This window comes from Pseudopedobacter beijingensis, from assembly GCF_042678145.1.
Classification (GTDB): Bacteria; Bacteroidota; Bacteroidia; order Sphingobacteriales; family Sphingobacteriaceae; genus Pseudopedobacter; species Pseudopedobacter beijingensis.
Genome location: NZ_JBHUDG010000018.1, coordinates 82,312 through 101,642, shown reverse-complemented (window position 1 = coordinate 101,642; position 19,331 = coordinate 82,312). Strand labels below are relative to the sequence as shown.

The window sequence follows — 19,331 nt, the reverse complement described above, 5'->3', positions numbered from 1 at the left end:
TACTTGAAGAAGATTATATCACAAAGAAAATACAAAATATTCTTCGCAAAATAGCGATAGCCCTTGTTTTCGGAGTAATCTACTTCTTTTTTATTAAACTTTTGTTTTTATAAAAATAGTGAGCGAATTTAAAATAAAAGTAGGCGAAACTTTAAGTGAGCGTGAAACCAAAAGTATATTAGGTTTTGGAAAAGCGAAGACTGCATTATTTATTGGATACATTTTATTATTCCTTAGTTCTCTCCTATTAGGTTATTATATTATTAATGAAGGTTTTGCTGCTGCTGCTATTATATTAATAGGTTTAGCTTCTCTCCCGATTGCTTATATTATAGTAACATATCCCAAATATGGTATTATCATCCTATTAATAGCATCCTATTTTATTATGTGGTTTACCCACATGGGGATAGACTACCCTTTAGGGACAGTTATCGATATCATTGAGTTATTACTTATTATTGGCTTTTTTATAAAACAAAAAAAGAATCCAAACTGGGGTGTTTTTAGAAATTCAGCTTCATATATAATTTTAATCTGGGTAAGTTACAATGTACTTCAGGTATTTAACCCTATAGCAGAATCCAGGTTGGTATGGGTCTACACTATAAGATCTGTTGCTGCCGTAATGATTATGTATTTTGTATTTGTTTATCATATCAGAAGTATAGAATTTATCAGACTACTCATAAAAATATGGATAGCTTTATCTATCATAGGTGCAGCTTATGCTTTTTGGCAAGAGTATATCGATTTCCTCCCTTTCGAACAACGATTCTTAAACTCAGATCCTAAATACAAAGCCTTGTTATACATTGCAGGAAGATGGCGAAAATTCTCTATTTATTCAGATCCGGTGGCATTTTCCTACAATATGGTTATCAGTAGTATTTTATGTATTACCATGATGTTTAATCCTATTAAAATATGGAAAAGGATATTTTTAGGTTTATGTGCATTCTTTATGATCTGGGCAATGATTTTTTCGGGTACACGTGGAGCTTATGTGTTATTACCTGCGGCATTACTTTTATTGGCTTTACTAAAGATGACCAACATAAAGGTATTGATAATTGCCGGAGCAGCAAGTATGATTCTGGGTATTCTTATTTACGTTCCAACCTCAAACTATAACCTTATAAGGTTCCAATCAGCATTTAAACCATCTAACGATGCGTCATTTAACGTACGCGCTATCAATCAAAAAAGAATTCAACCTTATATACAAGACCATCCTTTTGGAGCAGGACTTGGAGCTGTAAGTTTAACTGGTAAACAAATGGTTAAACACTCCGTACTTACAGGTTTTGCTCCCGATAGTGGATACGTACGTGTAGCCGTAGAATTAGGTTGGGTGGGTTTATTATTGTTTTGTACTCTGTTTTTTGTAGTAGTAACAAGTGGAATTAATAGTTACATAAAAATAAAAGACCCTGAACTCAAAAACTACTGTTTAGCAATGACTTTAATTGCTTTTGCTATAGCTGTTGGTAGCTATCCTCAGGAAGCGACAGTACAGTTTCCAACAAGTATTTATTTTTATCTGGTAGTAGCTATTATAACTATTACGAGACAATTACATGATAAAAATTATCCAAAACCTAAAAAGCCAGTAAAACATCTTTTTTAATAAACCAGCTATGACTAAGAGAGAAAATATAACCATTGTTGTTGCATGTGATAATCATTATTTGATTATGCTTGCCGCTCTTCTTAAATCAATAGAAATTAATCACATTAGCGAAGAATATATTGACGTTTGGATAGTTGAAGATAATATTACCAGAAAAAACAAGAAAAAGCTACAAGATTCGATATCTGGTAATACAATGGGTTTAAACTGGATTAGTTCAAAAAAAGCTATTCCTCAGGGAATGAGTCTTCCTCTTGATAAAAACACCTATCCATTAAACATTTTTATGAGGTTATTTATACCTTACTTTCTTCCAAAGGAAATTGATAAAGCATTATACTTAGATGTAGATATGCTGGTTCTTGAAGACATATCTAAGCTATGGAATACCAATATTGAAAACTATATAGCAGGAGCTGTTACCGATTCTATCTGCAAAATCACTAGAATAGGTATCAAAAACTATCAAGAATTGGGCTTGGAACCTTCGGCTCCTTATTTTAATTCTGGTTTATTGCTTATGAACCTAAAAAAATGGATAGAGTACAACGTTACCCCAAAAGTAATTGAATGTGTAAACAAAAACAGAAACTATGCTTCTTTTAGTGACCAATATGGTTTAAATGTTATTTTATCAGATAAATGGTTAGAACTGGATCCTTTATGGAATTATTATTCGAATGGTAATCATCCCTCTCCTTATCTTATACATTTTTTTCATAGAAAGCCATTCTATAAAACATACAACTACAACAAAGATTACCAAAACATTTTCTACCAATATCTTGAACAAACCAAATGGAAAGGAGAGAAACCTATTGGAGAATTAAAAAGATATTTAGTGAAATTTGGGAATGTGGTAGAAAAAATCCCCTTATTATTTAAAAAGAAATAAAGGGATTTTATTAAAAAGAGGTTTTTATACTCTTGTATTTATCTTCCATGCAACCTACCAAAAAAATTAGTAGAAAAGCGCTTATACTCTTTTCTTAGTCTTTTGGTTAATGCTTCTACAAAATTCCCATCCCTTTGAAGAGACCTTACTCCTGTCCAAACTCTGGCTTTATTAGCCCTAACCTGCTTTATCTTTCCATACTGCATCATTTGCATAGCTAATTGTCCATCATCTCCCCAAAATTTAGTCATAATAAAACCTATTTTAAGACTATATTCCCTCATAAACCCCATACTTATTCCAAAGCAATTTAGATAAGGTTGTCTTATATGACGTATTTCCGTTATAATGTCCTTAAATTTTTCAAAAAAGAATAATTTCCATCTTGGAAAACCGGGTTCTGGAATAAATGAATACCTTCCATATACACAAACAACATTTTTCTGCTGTAGTACTTTCAGCATTTCTTCCACCCAACAGTCTGGATAAAGACAATCTGCATCTGCCAGTAAAATATATTTTCCCTTCGCATTCTCCTGCCCTAATTGTCTGGCTGGTCCACATCCCTGTATTCCCTGAAATAAGTTCTTTACATGAAATTTATCGATGGTGTACTGTGTATTATCAGCCGAATTATTATTTATAATTATAATTTCCAGAGGAATACTTGTTTTCTGCTTAGATAAAGTAGCAATACAACGTAAAATATTAACTTCCTCATTCCACGCCGAAATTAAGATAGAAACCAAAGGAGTATCACTTTGTATATTATCTAATCCTATATTTATTTCATCAAAAATATGCTGAGGTACATCTTCTGCTTTTTCATATTCAAAAGCATATTGGGCTATCCATTCTGGACTATTAAAAAAATTCATTGCTTGCCGGAATATTAGTTTTCTTCTATCTTTTTTATAACAGCTAGTACATTATTTGCAACTTCTTTCCAATCAAATTGCTCGGTAAACTTAATGCGTTGCCTTTCTTTCTCTGGAGCATTTTCATTAACTGCTTTATCCAATAAATCGCTAAATTCTTCTTTACCTTTAGCTATATAAGTTACTTCTGAGAACAATTCATTCATTGTGTTGGTTTCTGTAGCTACTATTGGCTTACCCATCGATAAATACTCAACTATTTTCAAAGGAAAATTTCCTATGGTTATCTCGTTTACAATCTGAGGATTAATACACACATCAAAATTTGCAATGTAAGAAGGAACTATATCTTTATGTCGTTTTCCTAAAAAATATGCGTTTTGTAAACTATGCAATTCACTCTTAACAAAATCATTATCTTCAGGGCCTATAAATACAAAGCTTTTATCAGGATTTGATTTAACCAAATCAATCATTAAACCTATATCCAACCTCATAGATAACAAAGCCCCCACATAACCAATAATTGGTTTAGCTATATTTTTTAGTTCTATAGGTATTTTATATTCTATTGTAGGATCAAAAAGTTTTAAATCGACCCCGTTTCCAATATAATAACTATTGCTATTGTATCTTTTAGCTGCTTTTTCAAAATCGTAAGAGTTACAAATAACAGCATCAGATTTAGACATTAATCGGGGTTCCAGTGATGTACCGTGTTTTTTCCAATAGTCAACAGCTATTGTTTTATCCCTGTCTAAATAAAGATACTCTTGTGGTTTTAGTAGTTCTTTTAAATAAAAACTGTTAAACATGTCTTTATCATTAATAATAATAAAGTTTTCCATGTCCAATTTTACTAAAGCTTCTTTTATTTCTTTCGCTATCTTTTTATTATTTCTTTTATTAAAAATTGAAAACAACCATGTAAAAGGAATCCAATTAATAGATTCAATTATACATTTGGTATTTAGACTGTAAAAATTTTCATCTATTTTTTTTAACCCCTTTTTACCTTCCTTAATTTGTCTGATATGTTCAGTTATAAACTTGTCGTTATTATTTGAATGTAATACTTTTCTATTGATAGAAGGGTTAACGTACAGAACTCTATGATTTTTAGCCAATTCCCTAGCTAACCCCGTAGACGTAGATTCCCTATCAGCATTTATTCTTTGAAGACTTAAAAAGACAAAATTCATTACTTTTTCCAAACGAATAATATTTGTGCTTAAAATACAAATTAAATAGGTTTATTTATATCTAAAGTCTAAAAAAAATTATAAATTCAGCCCTTATTTACATCAACAGACAGCTTTTATCAAAACACGTATAGATTGCCTATATTAACACAAAACAATAAGTATTATTGGTAACATTCTATTCCCGTTACCCCATTATTAATATGTAGAAATTAATCAGATATGAGCTTTACACAAAAGATACTTCGTAAATTAAATATTATACAGGAAGCACCACAAAATAATTCTATTCCATTTAATCATGTAGACTTTTTTTATTGGCGCCCCAGGGATGGCTCTTTAAACTTTGGAGATCATTTATCCTATATTATCGTTACAAAAACTTTAGCAGACAACGGTTTTCTATTAGAAGAAGAAACGTCTAAAAACTCTCGTTTATTAGCTTTAGGTTCTGTTTTACATTTTGCTAACAGTAATGATACGATATGGGGAACTGGCTTCAATGGTAAAGTGGGCCTGCATGAACACACTTATCAAAACCTAGATGTAAGAGCCGTAAGAGGTCCCCTAACCCGTGAATTTTTAATAAGTAAAGGTATAGATACTCCCGAAATTTACGGAGACCCGGCATTATTGCTTCCTCATATTTTTCCTAATAAATTTAAAAAAACAGGTATAAAACCTTATGTAATAGTACCAAATCTGCATGACTTAAGAATAGCTCATCAAAATGCATGGGATAACGTTATCTCCCCATTAAATAGCTGGAATAAATGTATAGAGGAAATATTAAACGCTGAATTTGTTATAGCAAGTTCACTACACGGATTAATCATCGCCGAAAGTTTTGGAATACCTGCCAGATATATCCGACTTTCTGACGAAGAAAATCTTTTTAAATACAATGACTATTATTTAGGATCAGGAAGAAAGGGAGAAATTGAATACGCCACATCAATTGAGGAAGCTCTTGAGATGAAAGGAATGCCCCCTATTCAGTTTGATTATCAGAAATTATTAAGTGCTTTCCCTTTAGATCTCTGGAAATAAACTATGTCTGAAAAAAGTATTGCTAAAGAAATATATAAAGGAACATTTTGGTCAATCCTGGATAACTTCGTAAAACAGGTTTTTACGTTTATTGTCTTTATTGTTTTAGCCCGATTACTTGCTCCTGAAATTATTGGTCTATTAGCCTTTGCAATGCTATTTGTACAGGTATTCAGAAATGTAATTTTTGATAGTATTGCTACTGCTATTGTTAGAAAATCTGTCCCGGACAAGACTGATTATAATACCGGTTTTGTTCTTTGCATATTGATCTCGGTTCCTGCTTTTATAATCCTGTTTTTATCATCAGATTTATTTGAAACTTGGACAAATAGTATGGGCCTGTCCACAGTTATTAAAGGCACCAGTTTTATTTTATTAACTGCAGGCCTAAGCCGAATGCATGAAGCTTGGTTACAACATCAAATGAACTTTAAATCTCTCGCCATCAGATCATCTGTTGCTACTTTTTTTGGAGGGGTTTTAGGTATTATACTTGCATATAAAAATTTTGGAATTTATAGCTTGGTTGCTCAACAAGTTGGTACCGCTTTGTTAGAATTGATATTAATTTGGATTGTTACCCCCTGGAAACCTAAATTCGAATTCTCTTATCAAGCTTTTAGAGAAATCAAAAGCTACGGAAAACACGTTGCCTTAACTGGTTTAACCAACTTTGCCAATCAAAACAGTGATTCATTTTTTGTAACCTATTATTTAGGTGCTGCCGCTAACGGAATATATTCTACAGGTAAACGAATTGTAAGCACTTTAAATACAGTAATATCAGCTTCCTTATTAAGAGTATCTCTACCCGCTTTTGCACGTATAAAGGATAATACAGAAGAATTAAAAAACACCTTTTTACAAACAACAGGTATTACAGCTACACTTACAGCTCCCTTATTTGCCGGACTAAGTATACTCTCCAAAGATATTACACTTTTGCTCTTAGGAGATAAATGGTTAGAGTCAGCCTATGTGATGCAAATAGTAACTTTAACAGGTTTTCTGTTCTCTATAGGTTACTATAATCAAAGTGTTATGTTAGTTAAAAACAAGCCACAATGGCAAACCAGATTAACCATTTTGTATGCATTAACAAATATTGCCGCGTTCATTTTATTCACCAAATACGGTGTTATTTATACCGCATTAGCTTTTTCTTTAAGAGCCCTATTACTATATCCATTATCAGTCTGGTGTTCTCTTGTTCTTTTAAAATGTAGTTTTAAGGAATACTTCCGACAATTATTTCCATCGCTTGCGGCAACAGCACTAATGGTAATACTTATTTATTTCTTATCTCTTTATATCTCAACACTATCATTAACAATCAGATTGGTGATCCTGATATTCACCGGTATATTGTCATATTTGTTTTTTATCTATTTATTTATACCAAAATCATATAAAAATAAACTAAAAAAAGTATTCGCAAGAAAGAAACATGACTAAAGGAGTAAGAAATAAATTTGGAATACTTGCCTGGCCAGCCTATGCCACAAGATCTGGAAATCCATATAATTACCTGATTTATTCAAATATCGAAAAACAAGGACATCATATATATGAGTTTGATTTTAACATAAAAAATATTTTCAAGTTTTTGTTATCCAATAAATACAGGATATTTCATATACATTGGCCTACAAATATTCTCACTTACTCTACCTATATACAGGCTAAGCGTAGAGTGTGCCTACTTAAATATTTTCTGGTTATGATTAAACTCTGTGGTAAAAAAGTAGTATGGACAGTCCATAACTTAAAAGGGCATGAAAGTGAATTTCCTGATCTGCAGAATAAGCTAAATAAAATACTTTATCGATATACCAATGGATTTATAAGTTTAAATAAAAGTGGACTTTCTCAGATAAAACAACTTGCTTCTAGCAAAAAACATCAAAAATTTGCTTATATCCCTCATCCTCTTTATACAGGATACTATCCTAACGAAATCTCTAAAGATGAAGCCAGAAAAATTCTAAATATCCCTCAGGATAAATTTGTTTTTTTATTCCTTGGACAAATCAGAAGATATAAAAATATTCTGAACTTAATTAATAGCTTTAAAGAATTAAAGGTTGATAATAAATTTTTACTTATTGCAGGTAAAGCACATGAAGAACTTATTGACGATATTCTTATTGCCATTCAAAATCAGAAAAACATTCTATTTCGGAACGAGTTTATTGCAGATAAAGATCTTCAAATTTATCTTAATGCCTGTAATCTAATAGTTGCTCCGTATAGTAATGTATTTAATTCAGGTTCTGTTTTCTTAAATATAAGCTTCAACAAACCAACCTTAGTACCTGTAAATAAAACTTTTACAGAAATAAAGGAAGCAATAAATGGAAATTTCATAAAGCTTTATGATGGCGAAATTTCAGAAAATCATCTTAAGGCAAGTATGCTTAATAATGATACTGAAATTTCTAACACAACAATATTAGATCAATATTCAGCAGAAAAAATTGCAGAAGAAACACTATCTTTTTATAAATCTTTACTTTACAATAAAAAGTAGGTTATCAATAACATACAATGGATATTAAAAGCAAAATAAAGCAAAACCAACGTCTAAAAAAAATAGTGCACTCCTTAATAATGCACCCTGTAAAAACACGTCCCAGACTGTGGGTAAGGCTTTTAGCTCAACCTTTTTATATAAAAAAAGGCAGAAAATCCTTTATTTATTCTAGTGTAAGAAAAGATATTGTCCCTTTTAACCCCTTTTACCTGGGCAATAAATCAATTATAGAAAGCTATTCTACTATAAACAATGCTGTTGGCGAAATTATAATTGGAGACGAGTCCAGAATAGGTTTAGGAAATACCATCATTGGTCCGGTTCATATTGGCAAGAAAGTAAATCTAGCCCAAGGCATAACGATTTCTGGTTTAAACCATAATTACGAAAACGTATCAGTCCCTATTGCCGACCAGGGTGTAAATACAAACTTAATTACTATAGAAGACGATGTTTGGATTGGAGCTAACTCTGTTATATTGGCTGGAGTAAAAATAGGAACACACGCTATTATTGGAGCTGGTAGTATTGTAACCAAAGATATCCCTCCTTTTTCAATCGCATTGGGTAATCCTGCCCGTATAATAAAAACTTATGATTTTGAAAGTAAGACATGGATAAAAGTTAGCACTTTATAGAAGTAAAAGGTATAAAAATAAGAAAAGCGATAATTAAATTATCGCTTTTCTTACTTTCACCAATTTAGTCATCAGGTCTTCTAAAAGATCCAGATGCAGCATATTGGCACCGTCAGATTTTGCATTCTTAGGGTCAGGGTGTGTTTCTATAAACAAACCATCAGTTCCCACAGCAATAGCTGCTTTGGCTATAGTTTCTATTAAAGCCGGTTTACCACCCGTTACTCCAGATGACTGGTTAGGTTGCTGTAAAGAGTGTGTACAATCCATAACTACCGGCACATTAAATTCTCTCATTTCTGGGATTCCTCTGAAATCCACAATCAAATCCTGATAACCAAAAGTATTCCCTCTATCCGTAAGGATAACATTCTCATTTCCGGACTCCTTAATTTTATCTACCGCAAATTTCATAGATCCGGCCGACAAAAACTGACCTTTTTTAACATTCACAAACTTTCCGGTTCTGGCTGCAGCAACCAATAAATCTGTTTGTCTGCATAAAAAAGCAGGTATCTGTAAAACATCCACATAAGCTGCTGCCATTTCAGCATCTGTACTTTCATGTATGTCCGTAACCGTAGGAACATCAAATTCCTTTCCTACTTTTTCTAAAATACGTAAGGCTTTTTCATCACCTATCCCCGTAAAAGAATCTATTCTGGATCGATTCGCTTTTTTAAAAGAACCTTTAAAAATATAAGGTATCTGTAATTTATCAGTAATACTAACTATCCTTTCCGCTATTCTCAGAGCAATTTCTTCGCCTTCTATAGCACAAGGACCAGCCATCAGAAAAAAATTACCAGACTCCTGATGTTTTAATTTATCTAAATTCATTTAGTGTCGTTTTCTAGTTTCCTAATTCAGAAAGGAATTTAATTCTCATCAACTGAATTTCTTCTCTATTGTAATCATCTGTACCTAATTCATCCAGGGCCATATCAATAGAATCTACCTCAGCAGATTTAAAGTAATCAAACACTTCATCCTGTCTATCCTCATCTATAATTTCATCTATATAATAAGCAATATTCAATTTAGTGCCAGAGCTTACTATAGATTCTACCTCTTTTAACAAATCTTCAAAAGAAATTCCCTTAGCAGATGCAATATCCTCTAAAGATATTTGTCTGTCAATGTTTTGGATGATAGAAACTTTTAATGCCGATTTATTAGCTGTTGTTTTAACAACAAAATCTACTGGACGATCTATCTCATTTTCCTCAACATATTTATTGATCAGTTCCAGAAAAGCAGAACCAAATTTCATAGCCTTACCATTTCCTACACCAGAAATATGCTTCAGCTCGTCCATTGTTATCGGGTAATGCGTACACATTTCCTCCAACGAAGGATCCTGGAAAATTACAAACGGAGGTAAATTCTTCTGCTTGGCAATCTTCTTTCTAAGATCTTTAAGCATTTGCAACAGCTGGGTATCTAAAGCACCCCCACCCTGTTTATTGCCTGTATCTTCCGTTTCTGCCGCTTTCATCTCCCTGTTCAGTATAAAACGCAAAGAATACGGACTTGTAAGATAAGACTTACCACTTTTGGTTAGCTTAAGTAAGCCAAAATTATCTACATCTTTTGAAAGAAAATTATTGAGTACGGCCTGTCTTATCAAAGACTTCCACAACATCACCCCATCCTGCTTTCCGCTTCCAAAATATACAGTCTGCTGATGTTTATAAGAGTGTACCTGAGCAGTTTCAATGCCCATTAAAACATTCATCAGGTGGTGGTCATCAAACTTTTCTCCAAAATCCTTAACCATATTCAATACCCTGGTCAGATATTCTTCAGCCTGAAAGTACTGTTTTTGAGCCCGGCAATTATCACACATATCGCTACAACCGGCCTCGTTAAAATTCTCTCCAAAATAATGCAGAATCTGTTTTCTTCTGCAAACAGCAGATTCCGAGTAATCTATTACCTCTTTTAATATCTGTGTACCAATTTCCCTTTCCGCAACAGGCTTGTCCTTCATAAATTTAGCAAGCTTGTCTACATCCTTTTCAGAATAATAAGCCAGACAATTCCCTTCCCCTCCATCTCTTCCTGCCCTTCCGGTTTCCTGATAGTACCCTTCCATACTCTTAGGCACATCGTGGTGAATCACATACCTCACATCAGGTTTATCTATCCCCATCCCAAAAGCAATAGTAGCCACAATCACATCAACCTCTTCCATCAGGAATTTATCCTGAGTTTCTGCCCGTACTTTTGGATCCAGTCCCGCATGGTAAGGTAAAGACCTGATACCATTTATCTCCAGCGCATTAGCTACTTCCTCTACCTTTTTGCGACTTAAACAATACACAATACCAGATTTTCCTGTATTATTTTTAATATACCTGATAATGTCTTTTAGGATGTCGTCAGCCTTTGGTCTGACTTCATAATAAAGGTTGCTTCTATTAAACGACGATTTGAATACGTTGGCATTCAACATCTGAAGGTTTTTCTGAATATCGTTCTGAACTTTTGGGGTCGCCGTAGCTGTTAGTGCAATAACAGGAATATTTTCCCTGATATTATTAATCACCTGTCTGATCTTCCGGTACTCCGGACGGAAATCATGCCCCCACTCAGAAATACAGTGAGCCTCATCAACCGCTACAAACGATACCGTTATCGACTGCAGAAAATCTATGTTTTCCTGTTTGATAAGAGATTCTGGTGCTACATAAAGTAATTTTGTTTTACCCGATGTAACATCCTCTTTTACCCTTGTCGTTTCCGTTTTCGTTAATGACGAGTTTAAAAAATGTGCGATACTATCGTATCCCCCAAACGCCCGTAACTGGTCAACCTGGTTTTTCATTAGGGCAATTAAAGGAGAAATTACCAATGCCGTACCCTCACTCATCAAAGCTGGTAATTGATAACAAATAGATTTGCCTCCACCTGTAGGCATAATCACAAACGTATCCTCCTTATTCAGAATGCTGGTAATTATAGCTTCCTGATCCCCTTTAAAGTTATCGAACCCAAAAAACGTTTGTAAATTGTCTATTAAAGATTTTTTGATCTGCATTTTAAAAAAACGAAAATTAACTCATGTCAATTTTAAACTTCAAAATAACATAAATTTGCCATAATTTCGTACTAATATTTAAACTTTTTCATCTTGGAATCTAGCAAGGACATTTTAGAGTCGGCAAAAAAAACATTAAACACTGAATCTCAGGCGATTTCAAAAATCATTGAATATCTCAATGAAGATTTTTCTATTCTGGTTAAAACCATATTTAACCTAAAAGGGAGAGTTATTGTAACAGGTGTTGGCAAAAGTGCCATCATTGCTCAGAAAATAGTAGCCACTTTTAACTCTACAGGCACTCCTTCTATATTTATGCATGCAGGAGAAGCCATCCATGGCGACCTGGGAATTATCCAAAAAGATGATCTGATTTTATGCCTTTCTAAAAGTGGAAACACTCCAGAAATTAAAGTGCTGATTCCCCTGCTTAAACAGGGAAACAATAAATTAGCCTGTATAGTTGGAAACATAGATTCTTATCTTGCTAAAAATGCAGATTTTGTTGTAAATGCTACAGTTGATGCCGAAGCCTGTCCATTAAATCTGGCCCCTACCACCAGTACAACGGCACAGCTAGCCATAGGCGATGCTTTGGCAATATGTCTGTTAGAACTTCGTCGCTTTACCTCTGACGATTTTGCAAAATACCATCCGGGCGGCTCATTAGGAAAACGTTTATATTTACGGGTAAAGGATTTGTCATCTCAAAACGAAAAACCATTAGTTTCTTTAAATAGTGATATAAGAAATGTAATTTTAGAAATTACCAAACGAAGGTTGGGGATTACAGCAGTTTTGGAAGATAGTATATTAAAAGGTGTAATTACAGATGGAGATTTAAGAAGAATGATGGAAAAATTTGCTTCCTTTGATAACTTAAAGGCAAAAGACATTATGAGTCTAAACCCTAAAACCATTGAAGCTGACGAATTGGCCATTAATGCGTTAACCATTATGCGCGAGCATAACATTACGCAACTGGCTGTTTTAGATAAAGGTAAATACGAAGGCATTATTCACCTTCACGATTTGTTGAAAGAAGGTATAATTTAATTTTTTGGAATGAACAATAATTTTGCACTAATTATGGCCGGAGGCGTTGGAAGTCGTTTTTGGCCGGTTAGTAGAACATCCTTTCCCAAGCAGTTTTTAGACATCTTGGGTACAGGAAAAAGCTTAATACAAACAACTTTTGACAGATTTAAAAAGATTATCCCTGTCGAGAACATATATATATTAACCAACGAAAACTATCGCTCGCTGGTAAAAGAACATCTACCCTTTTTACAAGACCACCAAATTATATGTGAGCCTGTTATGCGTAATACAGCACCATGTATAGCCTATGGTACCGCTAAAATAAGGAAGATAAATCCCGGAGCAAGCATTGTAGTAGCACCTTCAGATCACCTGATTCTCGAAACTGATGTTTTTGTTGAAACTATTAATAAGGCCTTAGCTGCATCTAAACAAAACGATTGTCTGATTACTTTAGGAATTAAACCATCCAGACCCGATACAGGTTATGGCTACATCCAGTTTTCCGATGAGCTTTTGGGAGAAGATCATGAACTTCATAAAGTAAAAACATTTACAGAAAAACCAAGTATTGAAATAGCTGAAACCTTTTTGGCCAGTGGCGACTTTTTATGGAATTCAGGCATTTTTGTATGGTCTGTAAATGCCATTACTACAGCATTCGACAAGTTTTTACCAGATATGAATGAAATATTCAGAGACGGTGAGCCCTATTACAATACAGATAAAGAAAAAGAATATATCCAAACAGGCTTTCAAAAATGCGTAAACATATCTATTGATTACGGAATCATGGAAAAAGCAAATAACGTATATGTAATGCCCGCAGATTTCGGATGGTCAGATTTAGGTACCTGGGCATCAGTATACGAGCTCTCAGAAAAAGATTATGTAGGCAATGCCGTTATCAATAAAGAAAAGGTGATGATGTACAATTCTTCTAATTGCCTGGTAAATGTTCCCTCAGACAAGATGGTTATTTTAGAAGGTTTACACGATTATATCGTAGTAGAATCTAATGACACGTTACTAATTTGCCCAAGAAGTAACGAACAGCATGTTAAACAAATTGTTGCAGATGTAAAGCAAAACTTCGGTAACGAATACATCTGATAACACCAATAAATAATAAAGGAAGGTACCTAAAAATAATACCTTCCTTTATATCAAACTAATTAATAATTCTGGTTTATTAAAAATTCAATATAGAATAATTTAGCAATTTAGTCTATATACGAATCCTCCCCTTCAGCCCTTAATATTTCCCAAAATCAAGATAAGCTCAGAATATTTCAATAAGATACAATAACTCTCCAACAGAATAACCAGTCAGTAATTCACCCCTTTGGTTTTATAAATATAAAATGCGTTTATAAGATGTCAGAATTGGGATTTTGTTCCTTTTAAAAACGATTAGTTCTAATTATTTTCTTAAATTCGACCCCAAAATATATTGATATGAATTACGATCTTATTGTTATAGGTAGTGGACCTGGTGGTTACGTAGCTGCTATCAGAGCTGCCCAATTAGGTTTAAAAACTGCCGTTGTAGAAAAAGATGCTCTTGGCGGGATTTGCTTAAACTGGGGTTGTATACCTACCAAAGCTTTATTGAAAAGTGCACAAGTATTTGAATATATCAATCACGCTTCTGAATACGGAATAAACGTAAGCGGTGCAGAAGCTGATTTTGAAGCCGTTGTAAAAAGAAGTCGTGGCGTTGCCGATGGCATGAGCAAAGGCATACAGTTCTTGATGAAAAAGAACAAAATTGATGTTATCTCCGGATACGGAAAAATTAAAAAAGGCGGTAAAGTAGAAGTAAAAGCAGCAGACGGTTCCGTAAAAGAATATTCAGCTAAACATACAATTCTGGCTACCGGTGGTCGTTCAAGAGAATTACCAAACCTAAAACAGGATGGTAAAAAAATCATTGGTTACAGAGAAGCAATGGTACTACCTAAACTACCTAAATCTATGGTGGTTGTAGGTTCGGGAGCTATTGGTGTAGAGTTTGCCTATTTCTATGCAACTATGGGCACTAAAGTTACCATAGTAGAATTTATGGATAACATTGTACCTGTAGAAGACGAAGAAGTATCTAAACAACTGGCCAGATCTTTCAAAAAGACAGGTATAGATATCATGACAAAATCTTCTGTAGAATCTGTTGATACTACCGGCGATGTTTGTAAAGTACATGTAAAAACAGAATCTGGAGCTAAAGTATTAGAAGCAGAGGTAGTACTTTCCGCAGTAGGTGTTGTTGCCAATATTGAGAATATCGGACTGGAAGAAACAGGAGTTAAAACCGACAAAGGAAAAGTAGTAGTAGACGAATTTTACAAAACAAATGTAAGCGGAGTTTATGCTATTGGCGATATCGTTCCTGGTCAGGCACTGGCTCACGTAGCATCAGCCGAAGGTATTATATGTGTAGAAAAAATTGCAGGACACCATCCAGAGCCATTAAACTACAACAATATCCCTGGATGTACTTATGCATCTCCTGAAATTGCATCAGTAGGTTATACCGAGAAAAAAGCAAGAGAAGCAGGTTACGATATCAAAGTAGGTAAATTCCCATTCTCTGCATCTGGTAAAGCAAGTGCTTCTGGAGCTAAAGATGGTTTTGTAAAACTAATTTTCGATGCTAAATACGGTGAATTCCTAGGCGCTCATTTAATTGGTTCTAACGTAACCGAAATGATTGCAGAAGTTGTAGTAGCCAGAAAACTGGAAACTACCGGAATGGAAATCATTAAATCCGTACACCCGCACCCTACCATGAGCGAAGCTATCATGGAAGCCGCTGCAGATGCTTACGACGAAGTAATACATTTATAAGAAGAAAATACTTCCATAAAAAAAGCGGATAATTTAAAAATTATCCGCTTTTTTTATGTCTTTAAATATTGCTGTTAATCAAAAGAGAGGCTTATGAATCTCCCTCTCTCCTAAATTATATCTCATCAGAATAAACACTCCTGATAGAAGGTCTTAAATTATAAGCCGATGCCATAACCTCTCCGTAAGCCCCTGCCGTTCTGATAGCCAGTAAATCTCCACGACTTAACTCAGGCAATTCAATCTCTTTAGCAAAACAGTCAGAAGATTCACATATTGGCCCAACCACATCATAAGATTTAAGCTCCTTTGAAAAAGCCAGGTCACTGATATTTTCTATTTTATGATAAGCCTGATACAAGGCCGGACGCATCAATTCCGTCATACCCGCATCTACAATAGCAAAATTCTTTTTAATCCCATGTTTAAGGTAAAGAACCCTTGTAATTAAGCTGGCAGACTGGGCAACCAAAGCCCTACCCAATTCAAAATGCACTTCCTGATGAGGTTTTACATCCAAAAAGTCGTTGAATATCTTAAAATAAGATTCAAAATCTACAACAACATTCTGATCTGGGTGATGATAATCTACCCCCAAACCACCGCCAACATTCAACACCTTTATAGCAACACCTCTCTCCTCAAACCATTGTTGCATCTCATTCACTTTAACACAAAGGCTTTTAAAAACATTCATATCAGTAATCTGAGAGCCAACATGGAAATGTATCCCTACAAACTCAAGATTTTTAGAAGCTTTTAACGTATCTATTACCTTAGGTAAGTCCCACGAGTTAATACCAAATTTATTTTCATCCAATCCGGTAGTAATGTAATGGTGCGTATGCGCATCCACATTTGGATTTATACGGATAGCAACCGATGCCCTTTTACCCTTTTTCTCAGCCAGCTCGTTAATAATTTCCAGCTCCTGTACAGACTCTACGTTAAAGCAGAAAATGTCATTATCCAATGCCAGATTTATTTCGGCATCCGATTTTCCTACACCCGCAAAAACTATGCTTTTACCAGAAAAACCACTCTCTAATGCTTTTTTAACCTCACCGCCCGACACACAATCCGCACCAAAACCCGCTGTTTGGATCACATCCAAAACCCTTCTGTTAAAATTTGCTTTCATGGCAAAGTGCACATGAAAATTATATTTAGAAGAAGCTTCCTCACAAGCCCTTACATTCGCTGTTAAACCAGCTATATCATAATAGTAGAAAGGTGTTTCATGTTTCTCTAAACCAGAAACTACCTGACTATTGAACATATTACTCATTGTATTATTCAAATAAACCTTTGTGTAAGCTTCTTAACGCCTCTATTTTATCTTCGCTTCTTACAAGTAGCGAAACATTATGGTTGCTGCCACCATAAGAAATCATTCTTAATGGAATATTTTGTAATGATGCAAAAATTCTTGCCGCAACACCATGTGTATTTACACCTAAATCTCCAACCACACAGATAATAGTTTGATTAACATCTACCTCAACAATACCAAAATCCTGAAGCTCTCTGGTTATCTCACCCAAATATCTGGTATCATCAATAGTTAAAGAAACAGCAACCTCAGAAGTCGTAATCATATCTATTGGTGTTTTATAACGCTCAAATATTTCAAACACCTTTCTCAAGAAACCATAAGCCAATAACATTCTGCTAGATTGTATTTTAATAGCTGTAATACCATCTTTAGCAGCAATAGACTTTACCACTTCAGCATCACTTTCACTGCTAATTAATGTACCAAAAGCCTTTGGATCCATTGTATTCAACAACCTTACAGGTATTTTATAACGTTGCGCAGGGAAAACAGATTGCGGATGTAAAATTTTAGCACCAAAATAAGCCAGCTCGGCAGCCTCATCAAAAGAAAGATGAGAAATAGGTCTTGTACCTTTTACAATACGCGGATCATTATTGTGCATACCATCAATATCTGTCCAGATCTGAACCTCATCAGCCTTAATACCAGCACCAATTAAAGAAGCAGTATAATCGCTTCCACCCCTTCTTAAATTATCTATTTCACCAAAAGAGTTTCTGCAAATATATCCCTGCGTAATAAACAGGTTATTGTCTGCAAGTAATAACGGAGTCAATTTTTCTGTAATGTAATCCACAACAGGCTCATTATCTTCGTCAGTTTTCATAAACTCCAATGCAGGCAATAAGATAGATTTAACACCTATTTCCTGTAAATAAGTATGGTACAAAGTAGTAGAAATCAGCTCACCTTGCGCCAATACAACCTTCTCTTCAGTAGGCGTAAACAAATCATTAGAGAAAGTAGTTAATACATCAAAATGGTAATCAATAACCTCTTTACCCTTTATTAAAAACTCTTCCTTAGCAAAAAGTTCCTTAATGAAAATCTCGTACTTATCCTTCAGTGCCTTTATAAGGTCCAGAGCCTTAGTCTTATCATTTGCAAGATAAGCCTGCGAAATCTCTACCAGGCTATTGGTTGTACCAGAAACTGCCGAAAGGACAACAATCTGTCTTTCAGACGGATTAACGATCTCAAGGAGTTTTTTCATTCTTTCAGGGCTTCCTACAGATGTACCCCCGAATTTTAGAACTTTCATTTGTTTATTGTTTTTAATAATTTGTTATTAACGGCCGCTAAAATAGATAAAAGCTTTCAAACTTTTCTGTTAATAATGTCTAAAAATTCAAAAAAACATGCATTCTGTTTTCATCTCAATATTACAAGGTAGCAAATCCGTTAACCCTATTTTTAAACCAATTTAAGTACCTCAAGTCTCAATATGGAGTATTTTAATTAATTTGGTTCCCTATGAATAAATTAGCAGCTTTCATTTTCTTCGGTTTTTTATTAACTATATCCACCACAACCGCCCTGGCGGGTTTTCATATTTATATAAACTCCTCGTACTATCAGGAATTAGATCAGCTTGGCGGTGCTTATGCCAAAGATAACTGGAAGGTATATTATAAAGGAGTAACTGTAGAAAAAGCTTCTGCATCATCTTTCCGTTATTTAGGCGGTGGATATGGAAAAGACAACTGGAATGTATATTATAAAGGAATTTCTGTAGAAAACGCTTCTGCATCATCTTTCGAGTACAACCAAAAAGATGGCCACGGAAAAGATAACTGGCATGTATACCGTTATGGCAAGCAAGTACAAAAAGCAGCCGTTAGCTCATCCCAAAACCTGGGTGGTGGCTATACCAAAGACAACTGGAACGTATTTTATCAGGATAAAGAAATCTCCGGTGCCTCTGCCTCTTCTATCTCATACCTCGGCCATGGTTATGCAAAAGACAACTGGAATGTATATTATCGCGGCACCCCTATCAAAGGAGCCTCTGCAACTTCCTTTTCTGTAGGTAAAGATGGTTATGCCAAAGACAACTGGAATAGCTATTATAGAGGAAAAGTGATGTAAATAGTTTAATGATGGATGATGAACTATAGAATGATGAATGTTTAAAACAATGAACTATCGACTATAAATGATGAACCATGGTCTATCCACTATGGACAATGGACTATAAATGATGAATGTTTAAAACTATGAACGATT

16 protein-coding genes are annotated in these 19,331 nt (G+C 34.3%); 10 read left to right on the top strand and 6 right to left on the bottom strand.

What is annotated here, in order from left to right:
* Window positions 1–118 precede the first annotated feature (118 nt).
* A complete protein-coding gene (locus ACFSAH_RS11960; protein ID WP_379662973.1) occupies window positions 119–1,630 on the top strand; it encodes an O-antigen ligase family protein in 1,512 nt (503 codons plus the stop codon).
* A gap of 10 nt (window positions 1,631–1,640) precedes the next feature.
* Window positions 1,641–2,528, top strand: coding sequence for a glycosyltransferase family 8 protein (locus ACFSAH_RS11955; RefSeq protein ID WP_379662972.1), 888 nt, complete (start codon window positions 1,641–1,643; stop codon window positions 2,526–2,528).
* Between the two features lie 38 nt (window positions 2,529–2,566).
* On the opposite strand, the gene ACFSAH_RS11950 is transcribed toward ACFSAH_RS11955, so the two are convergent.
* Entirely contained in the window at window positions 2,567–3,406 is an 840-nt protein-coding gene (locus ACFSAH_RS11950) for a glycosyltransferase family 2 protein (protein WP_379662971.1), read from the bottom strand.
* Between the two features lie 14 nt (window positions 3,407–3,420).
* Complete coding sequence (locus ACFSAH_RS11945) at window positions 3,421–4,608, bottom strand: glycosyltransferase (protein ID WP_379662970.1); 1,188 nt, start codon at window positions 4,606–4,608, stop codon at window positions 3,421–3,423.
* A 222-nt stretch (window positions 4,609–4,830) separates the two neighbouring features.
* Between ACFSAH_RS11945 and ACFSAH_RS11940 the strand changes: the two genes are divergently transcribed.
* From ACFSAH_RS11940 to ACFSAH_RS11925, 4 genes are read left to right on the top strand one after another with little or no spacing between them, the layout of a single operon-like run.
* Window positions 4,831–5,658: a polysaccharide pyruvyl transferase family protein gene (locus ACFSAH_RS11940; protein ID WP_379662969.1), complete on the top strand. Its 828-nt coding sequence runs from the start codon at window positions 4,831–4,833 to the stop codon at window positions 5,656–5,658.
* Window positions 5,659–5,661: 3 nt separating this feature from the next.
* A complete protein-coding gene (locus ACFSAH_RS11935; RefSeq protein ID WP_379662968.1) occupies window positions 5,662–7,116 on the top strand; it encodes a lipopolysaccharide biosynthesis protein in 1,455 nt (484 codons plus the stop codon).
* Complete coding sequence (locus tag ACFSAH_RS11930) at window positions 7,109–8,191, top strand: glycosyltransferase (RefSeq protein ID WP_379662967.1); 1,083 nt, start codon at window positions 7,109–7,111, stop codon at window positions 8,189–8,191. Before ACFSAH_RS11935 ends, ACFSAH_RS11930 begins: the two co-directional genes overlap by 8 nt.
* 17 nt (window positions 8,192–8,208) lie before the next feature.
* Window positions 8,209–8,832, top strand: a complete 624-nt coding sequence (locus tag ACFSAH_RS11925) for an acyltransferase (protein ID WP_379662966.1) — start codon at window positions 8,209–8,211, stop codon at window positions 8,830–8,832.
* Between the two features lie 33 nt (window positions 8,833–8,865).
* Here the strand turns inward: ACFSAH_RS11925 and kdsA are convergent, their stop codons facing one another.
* Both kdsA and recQ read right to left on the bottom strand, forming a co-directional pair.
* Window positions 8,866–9,672, bottom strand: a complete 807-nt coding sequence (kdsA, locus tag ACFSAH_RS11920; protein ID WP_379662965.1) for a 3-deoxy-8-phosphooctulonate synthase — start codon at window positions 9,670–9,672, stop codon at window positions 8,866–8,868.
* A 13-nt stretch (window positions 9,673–9,685) separates the two neighbouring features.
* A complete protein-coding gene (gene recQ, locus ACFSAH_RS11915) occupies window positions 9,686–11,875 on the bottom strand; it encodes a DNA helicase RecQ (RefSeq protein WP_379662964.1) in 2,190 nt (729 codons plus the stop codon).
* Window positions 11,876–11,968: 93 nt separating this feature from the next.
* Between recQ and ACFSAH_RS11910 the strand changes: the two genes are divergently transcribed.
* The 3 genes from ACFSAH_RS11910 (at window position 11,969) to lpdA (ending at window position 15,766) form a co-directional block, all read left to right on the top strand.
* On the top strand, window positions 11,969–12,934 hold the full coding sequence (locus ACFSAH_RS11910; protein ID WP_379662963.1) for a KpsF/GutQ family sugar-phosphate isomerase: 966 nt from the start codon (window positions 11,969–11,971) through the stop codon (window positions 12,932–12,934).
* A 9-nt stretch (window positions 12,935–12,943) separates the two neighbouring features.
* Window positions 12,944–14,032, top strand: a complete 1,089-nt coding sequence (locus tag ACFSAH_RS11905) for a mannose-1-phosphate guanylyltransferase (RefSeq protein ID WP_379662962.1) — start codon at window positions 12,944–12,946, stop codon at window positions 14,030–14,032.
* Between the two features lie 345 nt (window positions 14,033–14,377).
* Window positions 14,378–15,766 (top strand): dihydrolipoyl dehydrogenase, encoded by a 1,389-nt coding sequence (gene lpdA / locus ACFSAH_RS11900; protein WP_379662961.1) that lies wholly within the window; start codon window positions 14,378–14,380, stop codon window positions 15,764–15,766.
* Window positions 15,767–15,881: 115 nt separating this feature from the next.
* On the opposite strand, the gene lysA is transcribed toward lpdA, so the two are convergent.
* The gene (gene lysA / locus ACFSAH_RS11895; protein WP_379663031.1) at window positions 15,882–17,045 is read right to left on the bottom strand and encodes a diaminopimelate decarboxylase; all 1,164 of its coding nucleotides are present in this window, start codon (window positions 17,043–17,045) and stop codon (window positions 15,882–15,884) included.
* Window positions 17,046–17,058: 13 nt separating this feature from the next.
* The gene (locus ACFSAH_RS11890) at window positions 17,059–18,366 is read right to left on the bottom strand and encodes an aspartate kinase (RefSeq protein WP_379662960.1); all 1,308 of its coding nucleotides are present in this window, start codon (window positions 18,364–18,366) and stop codon (window positions 17,059–17,061) included.
* A 212-nt stretch (window positions 18,367–18,578) separates the two neighbouring features.
* On the opposite strand from ACFSAH_RS11890, the gene ACFSAH_RS11885 reads away from it, so the two are divergent.
* Window positions 18,579–19,193: a DKNYY domain-containing protein gene (locus ACFSAH_RS11885; RefSeq protein ID WP_379662959.1), complete on the top strand. Its 615-nt coding sequence runs from the start codon at window positions 18,579–18,581 to the stop codon at window positions 19,191–19,193.
* The last annotated feature ends 138 nt before the right edge of the window (window positions 19,194–19,331 follow it).

Bases quoted from the DNA above. Each gene is read 5' to 3' on its own strand.
- ACFSAH_RS11955 (WP_379662972.1), top strand. From the start codon at position 1,641: ATGACTAAGAGAGAAAATATAACCATTGTTGTTGCATGTGATAATCAT.
- ACFSAH_RS11950 (WP_379662971.1), bottom strand. From the start codon at position 3,406: ATGAATTTTTTTAATAGTCCAGAATGGATAGCCCAATATGCTTTTGAA.
- ACFSAH_RS11945 (WP_379662970.1), bottom strand. From the start codon at position 4,608: ATGAATTTTGTCTTTTTAAGTCTTCAAAGAATAAATGCTGATAGGGAA.
- ACFSAH_RS11940 (WP_379662969.1), top strand. From the start codon at position 4,831: ATGAGCTTTACACAAAAGATACTTCGTAAATTAAATATTATACAGGAA.
- ACFSAH_RS11935 (WP_379662968.1), top strand. From the start codon at position 5,662: ATGTCTGAAAAAAGTATTGCTAAAGAAATATATAAAGGAACATTTTGG.
- ACFSAH_RS11930 (WP_379662967.1), top strand. From the start codon at position 7,109: ATGACTAAAGGAGTAAGAAATAAATTTGGAATACTTGCCTGGCCAGCC.
- ACFSAH_RS11925 (WP_379662966.1), top strand. From the start codon at position 8,209: ATGGATATTAAAAGCAAAATAAAGCAAAACCAACGTCTAAAAAAAATA.
- kdsA (WP_379662965.1), bottom strand. From the start codon at position 9,672: ATGAATTTAGATAAATTAAAACATCAGGAGTCTGGTAATTTTTTTCTG.
- recQ (WP_379662964.1), bottom strand. From the start codon at position 11,875: ATGCAGATCAAAAAATCTTTAATAGACAATTTACAAACGTTTTTTGGG.
- ACFSAH_RS11905 (WP_379662962.1), top strand. From the start codon at position 12,944: ATGAACAATAATTTTGCACTAATTATGGCCGGAGGCGTTGGAAGTCGT.
- lpdA (WP_379662961.1), top strand. From the start codon at position 14,378: ATGAATTACGATCTTATTGTTATAGGTAGTGGACCTGGTGGTTACGTA.
- lysA (WP_379663031.1), bottom strand. From the start codon at position 17,045: ATGTTCAATAGTCAGGTAGTTTCTGGTTTAGAGAAACATGAAACACCT.
- ACFSAH_RS11890 (WP_379662960.1), bottom strand. From the start codon at position 18,366: ATGAAAGTTCTAAAATTCGGGGGTACATCTGTAGGAAGCCCTGAAAGA.
- ACFSAH_RS11885 (WP_379662959.1), top strand. From the start codon at position 18,579: ATGAATAAATTAGCAGCTTTCATTTTCTTCGGTTTTTTATTAACTATA.